The 20,563-nt window shown below is 66.4% G+C and carries 19 protein-coding genes; 11 read left to right on the top strand and 8 right to left on the bottom strand.

What is annotated here, in order from left to right:
* Positions 1–24 precede the first annotated feature (24 nt).
* Genes guaD through CGLY_RS01735 form a run of 4 tightly spaced genes read right to left on the bottom strand, consistent with a single transcriptional unit; the run spans position 25 to position 3,658 of the window.
* A complete protein-coding gene (gene guaD / locus CGLY_RS01750; RefSeq protein WP_227590338.1) occupies positions 25–1,314 on the bottom strand; it encodes a guanine deaminase in 1,290 nt (429 codons plus the stop codon).
* Positions 1,311–2,774, bottom strand: coding sequence for a nucleobase:cation symporter-2 family protein (locus CGLY_RS01745; protein WP_052539452.1), 1,464 nt, complete (start codon positions 2,772–2,774; stop codon positions 1,311–1,313). Before CGLY_RS01745 ends, guaD begins: the two co-directional genes overlap by 4 nt.
* A gap of 9 nt (positions 2,775–2,783) precedes the next feature.
* Positions 2,784–3,113, bottom strand: coding sequence for a hydroxyisourate hydrolase (gene uraH, locus CGLY_RS01740; protein WP_038545608.1), 330 nt, complete (start codon positions 3,111–3,113; stop codon positions 2,784–2,786).
* A complete protein-coding gene (locus tag CGLY_RS01735; protein ID WP_052539451.1) occupies positions 3,110–3,658 on the bottom strand; it encodes a 2-oxo-4-hydroxy-4-carboxy-5-ureidoimidazoline decarboxylase in 549 nt (182 codons plus the stop codon). Before CGLY_RS01735 ends, uraH begins: the two co-directional genes overlap by 4 nt.
* A 272-nt stretch (positions 3,659–3,930) precedes the next feature.
* Here CGLY_RS01735 and CGLY_RS01730 point away from each other — a divergent pair, with 272 nt between their 5' ends.
* The 5 genes from CGLY_RS01730 to CGLY_RS01710 are packed head-to-tail and all read left to right on the top strand — an operon-like array spanning position 3,931 to position 11,423.
* The gene (locus CGLY_RS01730; protein ID WP_038545605.1) at positions 3,931–5,502 is read left to right on the top strand and encodes an ABC transporter substrate-binding protein; all 1,572 of its coding nucleotides are present in this window, start codon (positions 3,931–3,933) and stop codon (positions 5,500–5,502) included.
* 11 nt (positions 5,503–5,513) lie between these two features.
* Positions 5,514–6,482 carry an ABC transporter permease gene (locus tag CGLY_RS01725; protein ID WP_038545602.1) on the top strand — a complete coding sequence of 323 codons (969 nt, stop codon included), beginning with the start codon at positions 5,514–5,516 and terminating at the stop codon, positions 6,480–6,482.
* Positions 6,479–7,423 (top strand): ABC transporter permease, encoded by a 945-nt coding sequence (locus tag CGLY_RS01720; protein ID WP_038545599.1) that lies wholly within the window; start codon positions 6,479–6,481, stop codon positions 7,421–7,423. The genes CGLY_RS01725 and CGLY_RS01720 overlap by 4 nt, the downstream gene beginning before the upstream one ends.
* 26 nt (positions 7,424–7,449) lie before the next feature.
* Positions 7,450–9,072: a dipeptide ABC transporter ATP-binding protein gene (locus tag CGLY_RS01715; protein ID WP_038545596.1), complete on the top strand. Its 1,623-nt coding sequence runs from the start codon at positions 7,450–7,452 to the stop codon at positions 9,070–9,072.
* Positions 9,072–11,423, top strand: a complete 2,352-nt coding sequence (locus tag CGLY_RS01710) for an arylsulfatase (protein WP_052539449.1) — start codon at positions 9,072–9,074, stop codon at positions 11,421–11,423. Before CGLY_RS01715 ends, CGLY_RS01710 begins: the two co-directional genes overlap by 1 nt.
* A 13-nt stretch (positions 11,424–11,436) precedes the next feature.
* Here the strand turns inward: CGLY_RS01710 and CGLY_RS01705 are convergent, their stop codons facing one another.
* Positions 11,437–12,396, bottom strand: coding sequence for an AraC family transcriptional regulator (locus CGLY_RS01705; RefSeq protein WP_038545593.1), 960 nt, complete (start codon positions 12,394–12,396; stop codon positions 11,437–11,439).
* A 135-nt stretch (positions 12,397–12,531) separates the two neighbouring features.
* On the opposite strand from CGLY_RS01705, the gene CGLY_RS01700 reads away from it, so the two are divergent.
* Together CGLY_RS01700 and CGLY_RS01695 are read left to right on the top strand one after the other, a co-directional pair.
* The gene (locus tag CGLY_RS01700) at positions 12,532–13,344 is read left to right on the top strand and encodes an NAD(P)H-dependent oxidoreductase (RefSeq protein ID WP_038545590.1); all 813 of its coding nucleotides are present in this window, start codon (positions 12,532–12,534) and stop codon (positions 13,342–13,344) included.
* Between the two features lie 129 nt (positions 13,345–13,473).
* Entirely contained in the window at positions 13,474–14,445 is a 972-nt protein-coding gene (locus tag CGLY_RS01695) for a TauD/TfdA dioxygenase family protein (RefSeq protein ID WP_038545585.1), read from the top strand.
* 9 nt (positions 14,446–14,454) lie between these two features.
* Here the strand turns inward: CGLY_RS01695 and CGLY_RS01690 are convergent, their stop codons facing one another.
* Together CGLY_RS01690 and CGLY_RS01685 are read right to left on the bottom strand one after the other, a co-directional pair.
* On the bottom strand, positions 14,455–15,159 hold the full coding sequence (locus tag CGLY_RS01690) for a phosphonatase-like hydrolase (RefSeq protein WP_052539447.1): 705 nt from the start codon (positions 15,157–15,159) through the stop codon (positions 14,455–14,457).
* Positions 15,156–15,926, bottom strand: coding sequence for a GntR family transcriptional regulator (locus tag CGLY_RS01685; protein WP_038545579.1), 771 nt, complete (start codon positions 15,924–15,926; stop codon positions 15,156–15,158). The genes CGLY_RS01690 and CGLY_RS01685 overlap by 4 nt, the downstream gene beginning before the upstream one ends.
* A 157-nt stretch (positions 15,927–16,083) precedes the next feature.
* Between CGLY_RS01685 and CGLY_RS01680 the strand changes: the two genes are divergently transcribed.
* From CGLY_RS01680 to phnE, 4 genes are read left to right on the top strand one after another with little or no spacing between them, the layout of a single operon-like run.
* A complete protein-coding gene (locus CGLY_RS01680) occupies positions 16,084–17,202 on the top strand; it encodes a TIGR03364 family FAD-dependent oxidoreductase (protein WP_038545576.1) in 1,119 nt (372 codons plus the stop codon).
* 9 nt (positions 17,203–17,211) lie between these two features.
* Complete coding sequence (locus CGLY_RS01675; protein ID WP_265101958.1) at positions 17,212–18,156, top strand: phosphate/phosphite/phosphonate ABC transporter substrate-binding protein; 945 nt, start codon at positions 17,212–17,214, stop codon at positions 18,154–18,156.
* Positions 18,153–18,926: a phosphonate ABC transporter ATP-binding protein gene (locus CGLY_RS01670; protein WP_227590337.1), complete on the top strand. Its 774-nt coding sequence runs from the start codon at positions 18,153–18,155 to the stop codon at positions 18,924–18,926. Before CGLY_RS01675 ends, CGLY_RS01670 begins: the two co-directional genes overlap by 4 nt.
* Positions 18,923–19,744, top strand: coding sequence for a phosphonate ABC transporter, permease protein PhnE (phnE, locus tag CGLY_RS01665; RefSeq protein ID WP_038545573.1), 822 nt, complete (start codon positions 18,923–18,925; stop codon positions 19,742–19,744). The genes CGLY_RS01670 and phnE overlap by 4 nt, the downstream gene beginning before the upstream one ends.
* A gap of 15 nt (positions 19,745–19,759) precedes the next feature.
* Here phnE and aqpZ read toward each other — a convergent pair whose 3' ends face one another.
* Complete coding sequence (gene aqpZ / locus CGLY_RS01660; RefSeq protein ID WP_038545571.1) at positions 19,760–20,536, bottom strand: aquaporin Z; 777 nt, start codon at positions 20,534–20,536, stop codon at positions 19,760–19,762.
* Between the last annotated feature and the right edge of the window lie 27 nt (positions 20,537–20,563).

Genomic DNA, 20,563 nt, shown 5'->3' with positions numbered 1-20,563 from the left:
TGTTTCGTCTAGCTGCCGGTGCCGTCAGACTCCGGCGACGACGGTCCGCGCCACGGCACGCTCATCGCCGAGCATCATCACGGCGAACAGGACCTCCTCGAGAGTCTCCGCCCCGTCCACCCGGTGCCGCAGCACCGCCGAGTTCTGCGGTCCGAACGGGTCGAGGATCACCAGGTCGGCATCCTTCCCGTGCTCCAAGGATCCGACTGATTCGTCGACCCCCAGTGCCTCCGCCCCGCCCAAGGTCGCCAGGCGCAGCAGTCGGCCACCGTCCAACGGCGCGCCGAGCATGCGCGACGCCTGGTACGCAGCCCCTAGAGTAACCAGCGGCGAGAGGCTCGTCCCCGCTCCCACGTCCGACCCCAGGCCCACACGCAGTCCCTCGATCGACTGTGCCCGGGCGACCCCGAACATGCCCGACCCCAGGAAGAAGTTCGAGGTGGGACAGTGTGCCACGGACGCCTCCGCCTGCCCCAGGCGTCGGAGTTCCCGCTCCGACAGGTGCACACCGTGGCCGAAGACCGCCCGCCTGCGTACCAGCCCCGCCCTGTCGTAGACATCGGTGTAGTCACGTGTACCAGGAAACAACATCCGCACCCGCTCGATCTCCGCGGTGTTCTCCGACAGGTGCGTCTGCACCACGACGTCCGGGTAGGACGCGGCGAGTTCACCGAGGGCGGCGAGCTGGGCGTCCGACGATGTCGGCGCGAAGCGTGGGGTGATCGCGTACTCCAGGCGCCCGACACCGTGCCATTTCTCCAGCAGCGCGACGCTGTCTTCCACCGCGGAGGACGGTGTGTCGAGCAGGTGGTCGGGCGCACCCCGGTCCATGCACACCTTGCCAGTGATGATCCGCAGATTCTTCGCCCGAGCGTGGCGAAATAACGCGTCCGCGCTGCCCGGATGCACCGTGGCGTACACGCACGCGGTGGTCACCCCGTTGTCTACGAGCTGGTCGGTGAAGAAGTCCGCCACCCGGTCGGCGTGGGAGTCGTCGGCGAACCGTGCCTCAGCGGGGAAAGTGAACCGCTCCAACCAGTCGAGCAGTTCCAACCCCGGCGACGCGATCATGCCAATCTGCGGATAGTGCACGTGGGCATCAACGAAACCTGGCACGATGAACCGGTCTCCGTGGTCTTCGACCAGCGCACCGCGGTACCGCGTCAGGATGTCCGTCGCATCGCCGACATCCAGGATCGTGCCATCAGCATAGGCGACGGCACCAGACGCGATGTCGAGGAAACCGCCGGGGTCAGACGCGGTCGGGGTGACCACATGTCCGAGGACGACGGTCATACGCGTGCCGCCTGTCATCGGACCGCCTGGGCATCCGGGACGCCCGTCTCATCGGCTTCACTGGCTTCACGGGCTTCACTGGCGGCAACGGCACTGTCCGGCAGGGTCGGCTCCGCCAGGTGCCCTCCGTCCTGCCGGTTGAGCAGCAGGTTCAGCAGGATCACGGTGACCGCACCCACGGTGATCCCGCTGTCCAGGATCATCTCCAGGCCGGACGGAACATTCGCGTACAGTCCATCGAACACCGTGGGCAGCATCGCCACGGCGATGGACACCCCGACGATCAGTGCACGGGTCTCTGTCCAGATGACGGTGGACAGCGTCCTGATGCCCGCTGCTGCGACCATGCCGAACAAGGCGACGCCCGCCCCGCCGAGCACGGGTGACGGAATACCGGTGGCCATCTCGCCGACTTTCGGCAGCAGTCCGAGAACAATAAGGATCAGGCCGGACGCCGTCACCACGAATCGGCTGGCGACCCGCGACAAGGACACCAACCCCACGTTCTGCGCGAAGGCGGAGTAGGGGAAGGTGTTGAAGATGCCACCGAGGAAGGTGGCGAGCCCGTCGGCGCGCAGACCGTCCGCGAGAGTGCGTCCGGTGGCGCGGCGGCCCGTGATGTCACCGACGGCGACGATGTCTCCGCTGGTCTCCGTCATGATCACCAGACCGACCAGCACCATCGTCAGGATCGAGGCGATGTCGAACGTGGGTGTGCCGAACTGGAATGGCGTAGGAACACCAACCCAGTCCGCGTCCGCCACGGCGGAAAAGTCACTCGCACCCACGAATACACCGGCGACGGTGCCGACGATGATGCCACCCAGCACCGCCATCGACGTCCACGCCGCCGGAGCGAAACGGTGGATGCAGATCACGGTGACGAGTGTACCCAGCGCCAGCAGGAAGTTCTGGCCCGTTCCCTGCTCCTCCACCGGCCCGTTCTGGTTGAAGAGCCACCCCGCGGCGACCGACAGCAGCGACAGCCCCACCACTGTGATGATCGTGCCGATGACCAGCGGAGGGAAATACTTCACGACCTTGGCGAAGAACGGCGCGACGAGCATCATGACCACGCCGGTGGCGATAACCGACCCGTAGATCGCCGTGATGCCGTGTTCCGACCCGATGGCGATCATCGGGGCAACCGACACGAACGACACACCCTGGATCAACGGCAGACGTGCACCAAAACGCCAGACGCCGAGGGACTGGATCACCGAGGCGACACCAGCGACGAAAAGGTCGGCGACGATGAGGTGATGCATGTCCTCAGCATCGAACTCACCGGCAGCGATGAGCGCCCCACCGACGATGAGAGGGACGGCGATGGCACCGGCGTACATCGCCAGCACATGCTGCAACCCCAGAATGAACGTCCTTACCAGCGGCGGACGCTGATCAACGGGATGGGTCCCGTCGGAAGCGACAGCACCGATCGTGCCGGGGATATTCTGTGCAGTCTCTGCAGTCTCCATCGTGCGACCTCAACTTCCCTGGTAGGTGGAGTAGCCGAACGGTGACAGCAGCAACGGGACGTGGAGGTGCCCGTCGGTGCCACCACGCTCACCCGTGACGAGGAAGGTGACGTCGACGTAGGGGTAGAGCGACGGAGTCTCGGTGTCCGCGAGATACGCGCCGGTGTTGAAGCGCAGACGGTACGTCCCGGGTTCCAGTTCCGCGACAAACCGGTGACGGCCGTCAGTGTCAGTGGAACCCGATTCCACCAGGGTGGCTTGCTCGGCGTACAGCTCCACCATGAGCCCTGCGGCCGGAAGTCCTGTCGCGGTGTTCAGGACGTGGGTGGACAGGCTCATGCGTCCCCCTCCTCACACTCAGCGCCGGTGACGAAACCCCGTAATCTCAACTGATTGATCGCATCCAGGTTGTCCACCACGACCGGCCACTCCTCCTCCGGCGCGTGGGCGAGTCGCTCGACCAGAGCGTCGAGAATCTGACGGCTGTCCCGTCCCGCGGCCCGGATCAGGAAGTTCCACCCGAATTTGTCCCGGTAGGTGGGCTGCAGGTTCCGGATCGCCTGCAACTCTCCTTGTTCCGTGGCCTGCTCGGTGGCAGCCGCCTGCTCGGCGGCAGACAGACTCCCGGCAGCGACGACGCCCCCGATCGGCGGGTGAGCGTTGACCGACTCCAGGACCTCCGCTTCGTCCTGCTCCTGGAACAGGACGGATGCCGTGGCACAGAGGGCATCGACGGTGGCGAACGGCCGGACGTCGACGAGAGCCGCGGCGAGCGTCCTGCTGGCAAACAGGTCCGCCACCCGGTCGACGAGTTCTGCGGTGGGTACCCGGTTGAACTCCTCGACCGTGATGGTGGCGGGGATCGGTGTCACTGGTGTTGTCATGGGACACAGTGTCGACGCTTCCTGTTTCCCTCGGGTTACTCCGGAATTACCCGGGCAAGAAGTTCGGGTCAATCATTTCAGGGGGAATGAATAACTGTCAGTCCATCTAGACAGCATGGTCTACTTCTGGCTCAGCGTGATCCATGACATCCATCCACCCTGACCGGAACGAAAGGGGGCCCGGTGTGGCCCTGCCCCGGAGCCTGACCCGCTCACCCACCTCTCCCGGAACTCCCGGAACTCCGCGACCGCAGCGTACGACATACGGCGGCGTGACTACGCCGGCACTGACCGTGCTCACGATCCTTACCACCCTCGGCATCCTCAGCGTCCTCGCCGGTTGTACCTCAGCAGTCGGCGAAAGACTCGCCGCAGCTGACGGCACCCCTGTCGACGGAGGAACAGCACGGGTGGGAACACCCAACGACCTGAGCCCCAAGACCCTGTACTCCGGTGGTGGGATCGCAGAACTCACCGTGACCGGCAATGTCTTCGAGACCCTCACCAAGTATGACCACGACGGCCTCGATCCGCAGCCGGTTCTCGCCCGGTCCTGGAACACCAGTGCCGACGGAACCCACGTGACCGTCCACCTCCGGGACGACGTCACCTTCCACAACGGCGAAACCCTGGACTCCCGGGACGTCAAAGCCAGCTTCGACAACTACTCAGATCCCTCCCGCGCAGGTCAACTGGCCCGCACCGCCCAACAGATCGATGACATCACCACCCCTGATCCGCTGACCGTGGAGTTCACGTTCACCCGTGCCGTCAACAACATCATCGACCTGTTCGAGTTCGTCCCGATCATCGAGGACTCCACCATCGACGGATTCAACGACGGCACGTCTTTCGTCGGCACCGGGCCGTTCAGTTTCGATGACTGGCAGCGCGGCAGCCACCTCCGGCTCGGAGCCTACGAAAGCTACCGTGACGGTGCCCCGACCATCGACGGCATCGAGGTCGTCGTGGTGCCTGACAGCCAGACACAGTTCGCGCAGCTCCGCTCCGGGCAACTGGACGTACTCCCAGCAGTCGACCCTCGGGACGCCGAAGCTCTCGAGAACAACGATCTGTTCCATGTCACCGAGAAGTCCGGTACCGGTGCCACCTACTACACAGGGATGAACGTGGAGGCACCGACGTTCCGCGACAAACGCGTCCGTCAGGCCGTCGCCTACGCCGTGGACCGCGACCGGATTCTCGCCGAGGTCTACCAGGGACGCGGCTACACCCAGTCCCTGCCGTGGCCGGAAGACTCCGCCGCTTACGACAACGACCGCAACGACACCTACCAGCGGGACCTCGACAAGGCCCGGTCACTGGTCAAGGAAGCTGAAACCGAGAACGGCCCCCTGCCCCCGGCGACCTTGTCCTACCGGGGCGCGGACCCGACCGAACAGAACACGGCACAGATCATCAGTGCCAATCTCGCCGACATCGGTGTCACCGTGGACCTGCAGCCGTTGGAGGCCGGAATCCACGGGGAGAAGCTACGGAACTCCGGATTCGACGGCATGTGGCTGCTGAGCCACGACTTCGTCCAGTACACCCCGTCCACGCTGACGGTCAGCGCCTTCCCCTTCAATTCAGAGAAGAACACGTCAAACTTCTACAGCGACCGGTACTCGACAGCTGCCGAAGACGCCTGGCTCGCAGGCGACCCCGACTCTCCGGCAGCACAGGCCGCCTACAGCAGGCTCAACGACATCCTGCTCGACGAAGCTTTTCTCGTCGAGCTCATCCGCCCCGACGCGCCTCTCGTCTCCGCCTCCAACCTGCGCGACGTGACATGGACGAAACGCTCCGAACCCGTGTTCACCGACGCCACCTTCACCGCCTAAGGACCCCGACCGTGCACACCCTCACCCCGTTCCTCCTCAGACGCCTCCCGTCCGCCGTCGCGGTGATCATCGTCGGATCAGTCGTCGTCTTCGCTCTCCTCCGACTCATTCCCGGCGACCCTGCCGAAGCCCTGGCCGGCTCCGACGCCCCACCCGAGGCCGTCGACGCGATCCGCAGCACCCTCGGACTCAACGAGTCCCCGGTCAGTCAGTACTTCTCCTGGATCGGCTCCCTGCTGACGCTCCACCTCGGCCACTCCCTGGTCATCGGTGGCGACATCGGCTCACTCATCGGTGAAGCGGCGGGACGGACACTGCTGCTCACCATCGCAGCAGTACTCGTCGCCGTCATTCTCGCCCTCATCGTCAGCGTCGGAGCTGAACTGGTCAACCGTCCATGGGCGCGGGCCGTGGCGACCGCCTTCGCCACCCTCGGGGTCGCGCTGCCCACCTTCGTCACCGGGGCCCTGGCGATCATCGTCTTCGGCGTGGTGTTCCTCGTGCTGCCAGCCGGCGGCATCCCCCGCGACGGGCTACTGGACCGTCCCGACATCACGGTCCAGTACCTGGCGCTGCCGGCACTCTGTCTCGCACTTCCGGCGGCGGCGACGCTGACCCGCTTCCTCGACGAGTCCATCCGGTCCGAACTCGGCCAGCCCTACGTCACCACCGCCCGGGCCCTCGGGATCTCCCGTCGCCGAATCCTCCTCACCCAGGTGCTCCCCAATGCCCTGCCCCCGGCAGTGACCGTCCTGGGCCTGCAGATCGGTCAGCTTCTCGGCGGTGCCGTCATCATCGAGGCGCTATTCGCCTGGCCGGGACTCGGCCACCTCATCCACCAGGCCGTCACGGTCCGGGACTACCCGGTGGTGCAGGTTCTTCTCCTGCTGTCCGTCGTGCTCTTCGTGCTCATCCAGTTGATCACCGACCTGCTCCACTCCACCCTCGACCCCCGCATCCGACTGGAGGGAACCCGATGAGCACCGTCAATCACCCCGCCCCCACTGCGACCGGCCTGAACCGGCCGGACCTCACGCCGGGAGACCCCGCCCGTTCCACCAGGCACCGTCGCGCCACCTCCCGAGGGGGCAGCACCGCCGCGTCCGGACACCGGCTCACGCATGCACTCACCCACGGCCGCGGCCTCGTCGGCGTCATACTCTTCGGACTGGTCGTCCTCGCGGGGATTCTCGCCCCGGTCATCTCGCCGTACTCCCCGGACCAGCAGATCACCGGGGCGAACCTGCTCAGCCCGTCCTCGAGCCACTGGTTCGGCACCGACACCGCCAACCAGGACATCTTCTCCCGCACCCTCCACGGAATCCGGGTGAACCTGCTGATCATCTTCATCGCCGTACCGCTCGGGGCCGCCACCGGCGTCCTGCTGGGGTTAGTCAGTGCGCAGTGGCGCTGGGCGGACACACTCATGCAACGCACCTTCGACCTGATCCTCGCCTTTCCCACGATCATTCTCGCCATCGCTCTGACCATGATCCTCGGGCCGGGGCTGACGACCGTCGCCGTGGTTGTGGCCCTCGCCGAGATACCGGTGTTCGGCCGACTCACCCGGTCCGTGGCTCTCTCCGTCCGCGAGCGGCCCTACGTTGCATCAGCGCGCGCCGTGGGCGCGTCCGAGGCATGGATCCTACGCAACCACATTCTGCCGAACAGTGTGGAACCCCTGGTCGTCCAGCTGGCTCTGGCGATGTCCGTCGGAGTGTTCATCGAAGGTGCCATGAGTTTCCTCGGACTCGGTGTGGTTCCACCAACACCCTCGCTCGGCAGCCTGATCCAGGAAGGCGTCGCCTACGCCTACCACGCACCGTTCTTCGCTGTCGGGCCGCTCGCGGTCGTCGTCATCCTGATCCTCGGTCTGCTCCTCATCGCACAGGCACTGTCCCGCGCCACCCGGGTCGTGTGACCCGTCCCGACCACTGAAAGGTCCCCATGTCTGCTCCCACCGTCCTGTCCGTCCGTGATCTGTCGATCTCCTTCTCTCACCCGCGTCCCGCCGTCGTCTCGGTGTCTTTCGATCTCCGCCGCGGTGAACTTCTCGCCCTGGTCGGGGAATCGGGCTCCGGCAAGTCCATGACCGCCCGTGCCGTTCTGGGACTGCTACCCTCCGGCGCCCGGGCGTCCGGCTCTGTGACCCTCGACGACACCGAGATACTCAACGTCCCCGAATCCGAGCTGCAGACTATCCGTGGCGGCCGTATCGGGCTGGTGTTCCAGGAGCCACAGTCGGCGCTCAACCCGGTCCGTACCATCGGTTGGCAGCTCAGCGAGGCGATACGGGCGCACTCGGCACCCGGCACCCGTGTGAATCGGACCGACGTACGGCGTCGGGCTGTCGAGCTCCTGGAGACCGTCGATATTCCAGCCGCCACCGACCGACTGGGTTCATACCCCCACCAGCTCTCCGGTGGTCAACGTCAGCGTGTGGCGATCGCCCTGGCACTCGCCGGCGAACCGGACATCCTGCTGGCCGACGAGCCGACCACCGCACTGGACGTCACCGTGCAGGCCGGGATCCTGCGTCTGCTGGGCCGCCTGCGGGAGACCCGCAACCTGAGTGTCCTGCTCATCACACATGACATGGGTGTAGTCGCCGAGAACGCGGACCGGGTCATCGTGCTGCGGCACGGCGAGATCGTGGAGGAAGGCACCGCCAGGCGGATCATCGAGGCCCCGCAGGAGCCTTATACCCGCGAACTCATCGCCGCCGTCCCGCGTTTCGCCTCGGCGACACCAACCGCCGGTGTCACCGGAGACACCTCCGGTACGCCCGCTGCCGCCGCGGTCCAGGACGTCTCGGTGGTCTACGGGTCACGGGGAACCGCTCCGGCGGTGGACCGAGTGTCACTGTCCGTCGCCCCGGGCACCACCCTGGGCCTCGTCGGTGAATCCGGGTCCGGGAAATCAACACTGGGACGCATCCTCGCGGGCATCCAGTCACCCACCCGCGGTCGGATCCTCGTCAACGGGGATGATCTCGAAAGGCTCTCCCCGCGGCAACGCCGTCGCCGGCAACGTGACGTCGCCATCGTCCCCCAGGATCCGGCCGCTGCCCTGAACCCGCGCCACAGTGTGGGATGGAGTATCCGTGAGCCCCTGGACATCCACCGCGTCGGTACCCGGGCATCGCGACGCCAACGGGTCACCGAACTACTGACGGCCGTGCATCTCCCACCTGACATCGCCGACCGCAGTCCGGCTGAGCTGTCTGGCGGACAGCGCCAGCGTGTGGCGATCGCCCGTGCTCTGGCGCTTGAACCGTCCCTGGTCATCGCTGATGAGCCGACCAGCGCACTGGACGTCAGTGTCCAGGCCGACGTGATCGGGCTGCTACGCGACACCCAGGAGCGACTAGGATTCGCCATGGTGTTCATCAGCCATGACCTGGCGGTGGTTTCGCAGGTCAGCGGTACGGTCGCCGTGCTGAGACGGGGGCATCTCGTGGAGTACGGCGATACCGCCGGGGTTTTCGCCCGACCGGCGGAGAACTACACCCGGGAACTGCTGGCCGCGGTCCCGGTCGTCGGCACCCGCCCCGAGAAGGTGAGTGCCTGATGGCGCGACACACCCCGATCCCGGACCACGCCCGAGGCTACGAGGGCTTCGGCGGGCACGTCGGACGCACCCACGCTCAATCCACGCCGTCCTGGCCGACGGAGAAACGCGCCGCCGACGGTGCACCGAACGTCATCATCGTCCTGCTCGACGACATGGGCTACTCCGACATCGGCCCTTTCGGTTCCGAGATCCCCACCCCGAACCTGGACCGGCTCGCCGCGGGCGGCCGCATCCTCACGAACTACCACACCACCCCGGTGTGCTCCCCGGCACGCGCCGCCGTGCTCACCGGCCTGAACCCGCACCGTGCCGGATTCGCCACCGTGGCGAACTCCGACCCCGGCTTCCCCGGCGTCCGGCTGGAACTCGGCGAGGACGTCGTCACGCTGCCCGAGATCCTCCGGGACGCCGGCTACGCCACCTTCGGTGTAGGAAAATGGCATTTGACCAGGGATGCGCTGATCAACGCCGCCGCACCGAAGGCTTCCTGGCCGGTACAGCGTGGATTCGACCACTACTACGGGTCGCTGGAGGGGTTGAATTCCTTCTTCCACCCCAACCAGCTGGTGCGTGACAACACCGTCGTCCAGCACGAGCAGACGCCAGACGGCTACTACCTCACCGACGACTACACCGACAATGCCCTGGGGTACATCAAGGCACTGCGCGCCTCGGACGCCTCGAAACCCTTCTTCCTGTACTTCGCGCACACTGCGATGCACGGGCCCCTCGGCGCGAAGCCGGAGGACATCGTCACCCACCGTGGACGCTATGACGTGGGCTGGGACGAGGTCCGCCGGGCACGGCACGCCCGGCAGATCGAACTGGGGATCGTCCCACCCGGGACCCCTCTGCCCGAACGCGAGGGGAAACTCGGCCGCGACATCCCGGCCTGGGACTCACTCAACGCGGAGACCCGCGCACTGTACGCCCGCTACCAGGAGGTCTACGCCGCCATGGTCGACAACGTCGACCAGTCACTGGGTCGGATCCTGTCGCTCGTGGACGACCTGGATGAGCGGGACAACACCATCGTGGTGTTCACCTCCGACAACGGGGGCACTGCCGAGGGAGGTCCAGAGGGGACCCGGTCGTACTTCAGCAGGTTCGCCCACGTCGCCGGACTCCCGTCCGACTGGGAGGCCGACGTGGACCTCGACCCGTCCCTCATCGGCGGACCGCAGTCGATGGCTCACTACCCGGAGGGGTGGGGCCACGCCTCGAACACGCCGTTCCGGTTCTACAAGGGTCAGACCTACGCTGGCGGTATCCGGGTTCCCTTGATCGTGTCCTGGCCGACGGGGCTGGGCTCGTCGGCCGGAGCCGACCTGCGTGGACAGTACCAGTACGTCACAGACCTGACACCGACGATCCTCGACCTCGTTGGCGTTCCGCATCCCGGCGCGCGAAACAACCGGCCGGCCAAGGATCCCGACGGGTCAAGTTTCGCACCCGTCCTGCGCGACGCCGCCCACCCCTCAACACACCCGGAGCAGTACTCCGAGTTCGGCGGCAACCGTGGCTTCTACGCCGACGGATGGAAGATCGTCGCCGACCACCGGCCCGGTACCCCGTTCGACGACGGTGAATGGGAGCTTTACAACGTCGACGAGGATCCGAACGAGCTGCACGACGTGGCATCCAACCATCCCACGCTGCTGCGTGGCCTCGCCGCGCGGTGGGAGGACGCCGCGTGGATGAACACCGTGTTCCCGCTGAACGACCACTCCGACCCCCGTAGCGGGTTGCGCCGTCCCGCCGAGTCACGGTTGTCGGAACCGGTGACCCTGCTGCCCGGCACACCGAAACTCGAGCGATACCGGTCCTCGAAACTCGTCCAGCTGCGATCCTTCACCGTGGAGATCGACGTCACCTGCACGCCCGCAGATGCTGGTGTGCTGGTCTCCCACGGCGACCAGGGCGGCGGGTACGTCGTCTACGTCGACGGTGCGTCGGGTGAACTGCGGCTGGCGGTCAACGAGTACGGGCGGTTGCATGAGGTCTCCGCAGGTGCGGCACCGGTGGGACGCGGTACCGTCCTGCTGCGGGCGACGGCATTGCCGGACTTCCGGACGACCTGGGTGCTGGAGGCTTCAGAGACGGCGGCCACGGACAGGCGCGGCGAGCTACGTGATCTGTGGGCGTTCGTCGGCATGGCCCCGTTCAGCGGGATTGACGTGGGCGTGAACCGTGGTGGCCCGGTGCACTGGGGGATCTACGAGGCGCACGGTTCGTACCGCTACAGCGGGGACCTGCACTCGGTACGCTATGTGCCCGGTGAACGCGCGCCCTACAGTCCCGAGGTACTCGCAGAGCTCGCGCGCGACGCGGCGGAAGCCTTCGACTGAGTGGGACGTACGCTCACGCCGACACTCCCTCACCCTGCTGCATCCTGTACCTGCCGGGGCGTTGCCCGTACTCCCGGGTGAAGGCGTGGCTGAAGGCGAACGGGCCGGAGTAGCCCACCTTCCTGGCGATCACGTCCACGGTGTCCCGGGTGTCCGCAAGCAGGTCCGCCGCCGTACACAGCCGCCACGACGTCAGATAGCTGATCGGCGGCTCACCCATCACCTCGGCGAACCTCCGGGCGAACGCCGCCCGTGACACACCGGCCAACGACGCCAGGGCGTCCACGGTCCAGGGATCCGCCGGGGCATCGTGGATCGCCCTGATCGCCGGCGCGACCACCGGGTCAGACATGGCCCGGTACCAGCCCGGTGCCTCATCCTCGCGCCCTGCGAACCAGTCCCGCAGAGCGCCCACCAGCACCAGGTCGAGAAGCCGGTCGAGGACCGCTTCCTGACCCGGTTCCTCCACGGCGATCTCGTCCTCCAGCATCCTCAACGCTCCGGCACGAACGGACTCGGCCGGAATAACCAGGACGCGGGGCAGCGCCGAGAGAAGACGGGCGGCCACACGACCCCCGGTCACGTAGGTGCCGGTGAGCAACGCATGTTCCGCGTCGAGTGTCGTCCCGCAGGTACGCGTCCCCAGTCCGATATCCTCCTCGTCCAGCAGGTGTCCGGCGGCGTCGGTACAGCGGCCTGCCGCGGCCTGGATCCAGACTGGCGGTGTCCTGCAGAGTTCCTCGCTGGCGACGGAGAACGGCTCCGATCCTGTCACGATCCCGACGTCCCCGGTGCCGAGGTAACTCGCCTCCCCGTCCCCGGGGTCGATCCAGGCGTCCCCGCGCAGCATCGTCACGAGTGTCATCGACGCCGACTCCTCGAAGCGCAGTGACCACGGCGGCGACAGCAGGCTGCGCCCCACCAGCGCGCCGGCAGAGCGGACGCCGTCGAGTACCTCGGTGATCATGTCCATCACACCATCGTAGACGAATGAATATGTTCCTGCGGCGTTCAGCTATGTCATCGTCTCTTCCGACGGTGTTGAGTGGAGGACATTCCAACAACGACACGTCCGGCACAGCGGACGGAAAGGACATGGTGGCACAGCATGACCATCCAGTATCCGACGACCCCCGGGGCAGCCCTGTGGGTGTATGCACATCCACGGCAGCAGTCCCTCAACGGCGAGCTTCTCCGCGCAGGACGGGAGGCACTGTCCCACAGTTACGACGTGACAACCTCCGACCTCTACGCACAGGACTTTGATCCGGTCCTCCGGGAACGCGACCTCGGGTCTTCAGCCGGTCATCCCGGAAGCATCGCGATCCAGGCAGGTGAGGCGTACACGCGGGGCGAACTCCCCGCCGACCTCCGTGCCGAGCAGAAGAAGGTGGTGGACGCGGAACTCCTCGTCCTGCAGTTCCCGCTGTGGTGGTACGGGCCGCCGGCGATCCTCAAGGGGTGGCTGGACCGGATCCTCTCCGACAACTTCGCCTACGGGGACCTCGATCCCGACCTCGGCGTGCCCCGGCGTTACGGCGACGGCGGACTGTCAGGGCGTCGCGCACTCGTGATCGTCACCGTGGGCGAGGACGACCGGACCCTGGGGACGCGGGGCATCAGCGGAGACATCGAGTCCATCCTGTTCCCGCTCACCCATGGGGCACTGTGGTTCGTCGGTATCGACGTCCTGGAACTTCACGTTGTCTATGACGCCGACGGGTTGGACAGCGAAGGTGTCGACAGGGAGGCGGCCCGGCTGGTGGAGCGCATCAACGGCATCAATGGCATCAACGGTACCGATGCAGAGCACCCCGTCCCCTACCGACGACTGCGTGACGGCGACTACGCGGGAACGCGTGCCTTGAACGAGAGCATCCTGCCGGGACGGACAGACCTGGGAATCCACCGGCGGCGGTGACGGGCACGTGCGTCGGGCCACAGTTCCTTTCAGGACGACGGAAAACCTGGCTTACCGACGTACCCCTCTCGTACCGTCGACAAACAGACAGAGCAGTCTATTTCAGTCGACCACCGAAAGGGAACCACCATGACCAGCACCCTCACCGCACCGCACACCACCTCCGCACCCGCCGCAGCACCCGCCGACGACCGTCCGTCCGTCACCCGACTCGGCCAGAACATCGGCGCCCAGGTCAACGGCATAGAGCTCGGCGGCGACATCACCGACGACGAGGTCGAGTTCATCCGTTCTGCCCTGGCCACCCACAAGGCCATCGTCTTCCGGAACCAGAACCTCACCGACGAGTCGCAGTACGCCTTCGCCGAACGCCTCGGCACCCCCACCCTGGCCCACCCCACCGTGCACTCGACCGGACTGGAGCGGCTCACCATCGAAGGCGCAGCGAACTCCTGGCACACCGACGTCACGTTCGTCGACAGGATCCCCAAGATCTCGATCCTGCGCGCCATCGACCTGCCGCCCTACGGTGGCGCCACGATCTGGGCGAACACCGCCGCGGCCTACAAGGCCCTCCCCGAGCCCCTGCGCATCCTCGCCGACAACCTCTGGGCCACCCACTCCAACGAGTACGACTACGCCACCGGCCACCAGGAGGAGGACAAGACCGAACATCGCCGGGAGTTCACTCGCAACGTCTTCGAGACCGAACACCCGGTAGTCCACGTCCACCCGGAAACCGGCGAGCGGTCCCTGCTGCTCGGCCACTTCGTGAAGGGCTTCACCGGCCTGAAACCACGCGAGTTCCAGGACCTCTTCTCTGCATACCAGGACCGGATCACCAAGGAGGACAACACTTTCCGGTGGAACTGGCATGACGGAGACGTGGTCCTGTGGGACAACCACGCCACCCAGCACTACGGGGTGAAGGACTTCGGGGACCATCACCGCAAGATCCGCCGGGTCACCCTCGCCGGCGCCGTCCCGACCTCCGTAGACGGCGAGAAGTCCCGGATCATCACGGGAGACGCCACCGAGTTCTCCGTCATCGACGACCCACGCCCCCTGGTCGGCTACATCGGGGATGCCGCCGACATCTGACACCCGCAGTCACCTCTGCGGCGGCACCTGATCCAGGTCGGGAAGGTCAGCGAGACTGTCGAGGATCAGCGAATGGGGTTGCGCCGCCAGAACCTCCGTCGGCACGGACCCCGTGAGCACGCCGACGCCACGGACCCCGGCGTTCGCCGCCGCCTGCAGGTCGGCAACCGTGTCCCCCGCAGAGACAACCTCGTCCACCGAGGTCACACCGGTCAGCTCCATGGCGTGGTGGATCAGGTACGGGGCCGGACGGCCCGCAACCACTGTGTCCGAGGTGACCAGCGCATCCACCACGAAGCGGGCGCCACTCTCCCCGTTCGTCCCCGCCACACCCCACCCGCACGCCTCCAGGACCGTCTCGGCGATGGACCGCTGGAAGCCGGTGGTCAGCGCGATCCGGGCGCCGCCGGCCCGCAGGCGAGACAGTGCATCCTCCGCTCCCTCGATGGGGCGGGGTGGATGGTCTGCGTACGCGCGCCGTAGGCCGTCCATGAAATCGGCGAACACCTCGGCGACCTCGCCGTCGGAGGTGCGACGCCCGTCCGCACTGAGCAGGGTGGCGATCGCCGACCTTTTCTCCGTCCCCTTGACCGCGTTGACCTGGTCGGACGACACCTCCACACCACGGCGTTCTACGCAGTCACGGAGTTGCCGGTAGACGATCCCGTCCTCGTTGACGGTGGTTCCTGCGATATCGCAGACGATGAGAGTCATGATGCTGTCCTGTCGGTGGTGGGGAACCGTGAAAGACCCGCAGCTCCGGAACGGGTATTGACCACGGTGAAGGCCGCCCTGTCGGGCAGGTAACGATCGTCGGCGATCTCGAGCAGCCGACCACGCGGATCGCTGGTACGGCGTTGCACCCGCAGCAGCGGAGCCCCCGGCGCGACACCGAGCTGGTCGGCGTCTGCATCCGGGGCGCCGAGGGCGTCGATGCGGTTCTCCGCCCGGTACAGCTCCACGCCCTGGCCCGTGAGGTGCTCGTAGATCGAACCGGTGTCCGTGTCGAAGTCGAAGAGATGACGTCCGACCTCCGGCGGGAAGACCGCGCGTTCAAGCATCGCAGGCGCCCCGTCCATGGTGCGCAGCCGCAGGACCTCGACGACGGAGGAACCGGGTTCCAGGTCGAACGACGCGGTGACCTCGTCCTCACCGGGGCGCCGTGCCAGTTCCAGGGTTCGTTGGCCCGGCACGGCACCGATCGAGCGGCACCACTCGGTGAAGGAGAGCAGTGTCGTGAAGCTCTGCGAACTGGCGCGGGACTGCACGATTGACCGACGCCCCTGCCCGCCGGAAAGCAGGCCCTCGTGCCGCAGTGCCGTGACAGCCTGCCGGACGGGGCTGCGTGACGAATTGAACCGACGGCAGAGTTCGGCCTCACTGGGTATCGGGTCGCCGGGACGTAATTCACCGGAGGTGATCATGTCACGGAGATAGTCCTGGAGTTGTACGTGCAAGTTTGGAGCACGGTCGGAGTACATGGACACCGAGGTTAGCAGCTTCCACCTGCACAATGTTCACATCGTCGAGAGAACCTGCGGGGAATATGTCGTGAATGAACAGTGAACACGTGAACTGTTCATGAACTTGTACGTACAAGTGTGGACAGGCCCCGCCCACCGCCCCACAATGAAGACCATGACCGACACAGCAGACCTCATCGTCGTCGGCGCCGGCATCCTCGGCCTGGCCACAGCCTGGAGAGCACACCGTCACGGGCTCTCCGTCCATGTCATCGACCGCGCCGACCGACCCGTCGGAGCATCCATCCAGAACTTCGGGCACGCCTGCTTCACCGCTCAGGCCGACGACCTCCAGGACCTCGGCGCCGTCTCCGCCGACGGTTGGGCCGCCGCCGCGGCCGACGCAGGCTTCCGGGCATCCCGCCCCGGCACCGTCCTGCCCGCCGTCACCCCCGTAGAAATGCAGGTCCTCGAGGAGTTCCACGCCCACCGTGGTGACGACGTCAGACTCATCGACCGCGGAGCCGTCCACACCATGCTCGGCAACCCGGACCTCGACTGCGTGGGAGGCGCCCACCTGCCACGGGACATGCGCGTCAACCCCCGCGAAGCAGCCCCCGCGCTCGCCCGACACCTCGCTGCCCGGGGCGTGCGTTTCAGCTGGCGGACTTCCGTGCACACCGTCGGGGACGGCGAAGCACTCACCAGCCGCGGGGTGTTCCACGCACCGCAGATCGTCGTCTGCCCCGGTGAACACCTCAATGACACCCATCCCGACCTCGTCACAGACCACGACATCCGTACCTGCACGCTCACCATGGCCCTCATTGACCGGCCCTCCGGCACACCGGCCGACCTCGCGATGCTCACCGGTACCTCCATGACCAGGTACGACGGAATCGCCGCCATGCCCTCGGTCGACGACCTCCGACGTGAACTCGGCAGCCGCGAACCCGCCCTCACCGAGGCCATCGCGAATGTCATGGCCACCGCCGTTCCCGACGGGATCCTCATCGGCGACTCCCACGACTACGACACCTCCCCCGACCCGTTCATCGACGCGGCGCAGTCGGACCTGCTGCTCGACCGCACGACCCGCTACCTCGGCATCGCTCGACCAGTCGTCCGTCAACGCTGGCAGGGACGATATGCCGACTCCCCCTCGACGAACCTCGTCCTGCAGCATCCGGACGACCGCACCACTGTCGCCGTGGTCACCTCCGGCATCGGCATGACCCTCTCCTTCGGCATCGCCGACCTCATCCTCACCGGGGCCGACGCCCCGGGGAAATAACCGCCCTCCGTGAAAGGCACCACCATGCCGACCGCACGCCACACCGCTGTCACCAGTGCCGCTGGCGCCACCGCCGCCGTTCTCGTCGCCCTCCTGGCCACCACCGCCTGTGCCCCCGGCGGCCACGGACCAGACGACCCCGTCTGCCCGAACGGCACGATCGCCTTCGGCATCGAGCCCTACGAAGCCCCCGACAAACTCGAACCTGCTTACCAGCTGATCGCCGACGACCTCAGCGACACCCTCAACTGCGAGGTCGACGTCCAGATCGTCGAAGACTACTCGGCCGAAGTACTCGCCATGCGCAACGGCTCGCTCAACCTCGGCCAGTTCGGCCCCCTGGGGTACGTCTTCGCCGACCGCATCGCCAATGCCGAACCCATCGTCTCCTTCGGGGACGCCGAGGGAAAGCTCTCCACCTACACCGCCGGCATCTGGGTGTCGAAGGACTCCCCCGTCCAGAACATCGGGGATCTGCGAGGCCGGCAACTCGCCCTCGGCGGAGTCGGCTCCACCTCCGGCGACGCCCTACCCCGCATGGCCGTCTCCGAAGCAGGACTCTCCGAGGACGATCTCACCATGGACTACACCGGCGGGCACCCTGAGGCACTGCTCGCACTGAAGAACGGTGCCGTCGACGCCGCCCAGATCAACTCGCAGACACTGACCAGCGCCACCGCCGAAGGCACCTTCAACCCCGACGACTTCCGCCGGATCTGGACATCCGACCCGATCCCCAACGACCCGATCACCATCCCCGGCGACGCCAACCCCGAGCTCAAGAAGAATCTCCGCGAAGCACTCACCAGCCTCAGCCCGGAGACCGTCACTGAGGTCGCCGCCTTCCTCGACGTCGATCCTCCCGGCCCCCTCGTCACCGTCACCAAGGACGACTACCGCTCGCTCTTCCACCTCGCCGATGAACTCGGCATGACCCCTGAGGACGTCGAATGACCGACCAGACAGCTGCCACCATGCCCCGTCCCACCGACTTCACCACCGAACGCCTCGTCCGTGTCACCCACATCTCCAAGTGCTTCGGCGACAACCACGTCCTGCACGACGTCTCCCTCGATGCCCACCGCGGTGAAATGGTCGCCCTGCTCGGGGCGAACGGCAGCGGAAAGTCGACGGCCCTCCGCATCATGGCCGGTCTCGACACGCACGACCGCGGCGATGTCTCCGTCCCCGCAGGTGTCGGCACCGCGATGATCTTCCAGAAGGTTCACCTCGTCCCGCGACGAACGGTCCTGGACAACGTCTGTGCAGGCGGCCTCGCTCACATCCCCGGCTGGCGCAGCCTGACACCGCTGACATTCCCCACCTCGCTCAGGGAGGAGGCTATGGGCTGCCTGGAGCGTGTCGGGCTCGCCGACCGTGCGCACCACCGGGCAGGATCTCTGTCCGGTGGCCAGCAGCAACGCGTCGCCGTAGCCCGGGCACTGTGTCAACGCGCCTCGGTGATCCTCGCTGACGAACCGACGTCGGCACTCGACCCCACCGCCGCCCACCAGGTCATGGAGTTGCTCCGCGACATCACCCGCGACGCTGACGTCGCCTGCATCGCAGTCGTCCATCAACCGGAACTCGCCCTGAACTACTGCGACTCCGTCATCGGGTTGTACCAGGGGCGGGTCGCGTTCAACCAACCGTCCACGCTGACCGATCTCGACACCATCTCACGCCTCTACACCACCGACGGGAAACCGGAGAACCAGCGATGACCACCACAGCCCCTTCCCCCGTCACGTCCTCACCCGTGCCCCGACAGGACAACACCCGCAGAAATATCGGCTGGACAGTGGGACTTCTCGCCCTCGTGGCCGTGCACTGGGTGGCGGTCAGCAGCACCGACTTCTACCTGGAACGACTCGTCGCCGGCTGGTCGAATATCGTCAGCTTCTTCGCCGAGGCCGTCCCGCCAGACCTCGACTGGGACAACGTGATCCGACCAGGACTGGACGGCCTGCTCACCACACTGTGGATCGGCCTGCTGGGCACGACGTTCTCCGTCCCCTTCGCCGCCGTGCTCGCGATGGGTGCCGCCCGCACCGTGACGTCCAACAGAATCATCTACCAGGCGTGCCGCAGCATTCTGTCCTTCCTGCGCGCCGTACCTGACATCGTGTTCGCGCTGATCCTCGTCACCGCGGTAGGACTCGGGCCCTTTGCCGGAGTCATGGCGCTGATCCTCCACAACACCGGAGTGATGGGCAAACTCTGGGCCGAGGCCGTCGAAGACACCGACCAAGGCCCCCAGACCGCACTGCGCACCGCCGGGGCATCCCGCCTGCAGCAGATCACACACGCCACCGTACCGATGTCCCTGCCGCAGATCACCGGCCTACTGCTCTACCGCTTCGACGTGAACGTCCGGAGTTCGCTGGTCCTCGGTCTCGTCGGCGCCGGCGGGATCGGACTTCTGATCAACCGGTCCATCAAGACCTTCCAGTTCGACGAGATGTTCACCTACATCATCATGGTGCTTATTCTCGTCGTACTCGTCGACCAGTTCTCCGCCTGGTTGCGCCGGCGACTGTAGGCTCCTGTACCGGGATCAAGCGTGTGAGCCGACCCGGGCCTCTTCCTCCGCGGCGGGTTCATCCTCGTCGCCGGTGAGGAAGGCGTAACTCACACCGGCGATCGCCGCACCGAGCAGTGGCGCCAGGATGAACAGCCACACCTGGCCGAGAGCATCTCCACCGGCGAACCACGCCACGCCGAGCGACCGGGCCGGGTTCACCGACGTATTCGACACGGGGATCGAGATCAGGTGGATCAGTGTCAGGGCCAGGCCAATGGCGAGCGGCGCGAAACCTGCCGGAGCCTTCGTCGAGGTGACGCCCAGAATCACCCACAGGAACACCGCGGTCAACACGACCTCGGTGAGCGCGACAGCAGCCAACGAATACCCGTCCGGCGACAGGTCGCCGTAACCGTTGGTGGCGAAACCGGACTTTGAGGCGCTGAAGCCGTCCTTCCCGTCCGCAATGACCCACAGCACCGCACCAGCCACAGTGGCTCCGACCACCTGAGTCACCCAGTAGGGCACGACGGCGGACCATTCGACTCGCTTCGCGACGGCACAGCCGAGGGTCACGGCCGGGTTGAAGTGGCCACCGGAGATGTGGCCGACAGCGTAAGCAGCGGTGACCACGGTCAGGCCGAAGGCGAGGGCGACACCGACGAAGCCGATGCCCATGTTGATGGAGTCGCCGGAGTTTTCCGTGATGACCTTCGCGGCGAGTACGGCGGACCCGCAACCGCCGAAGACGAGCCAGAACGTGCCGAGGAACTCGGCCCAGAGTCTCTTGGACATGGGAGGGGTGGGCATGGTGTCTCCTTCTTCAGTTGTTCCACG

This window comes from Corynebacterium glyciniphilum AJ 3170 (genome assembly GCF_000626675.1).
Taxonomy (GTDB): domain Bacteria; phylum Actinomycetota; class Actinomycetes; order Mycobacteriales; family Mycobacteriaceae; genus Corynebacterium; species Corynebacterium glyciniphilum.
Note: the sequence above shows the minus strand (reverse complement) of the source record. Positions and strands in the feature narration are given on the sequence as shown.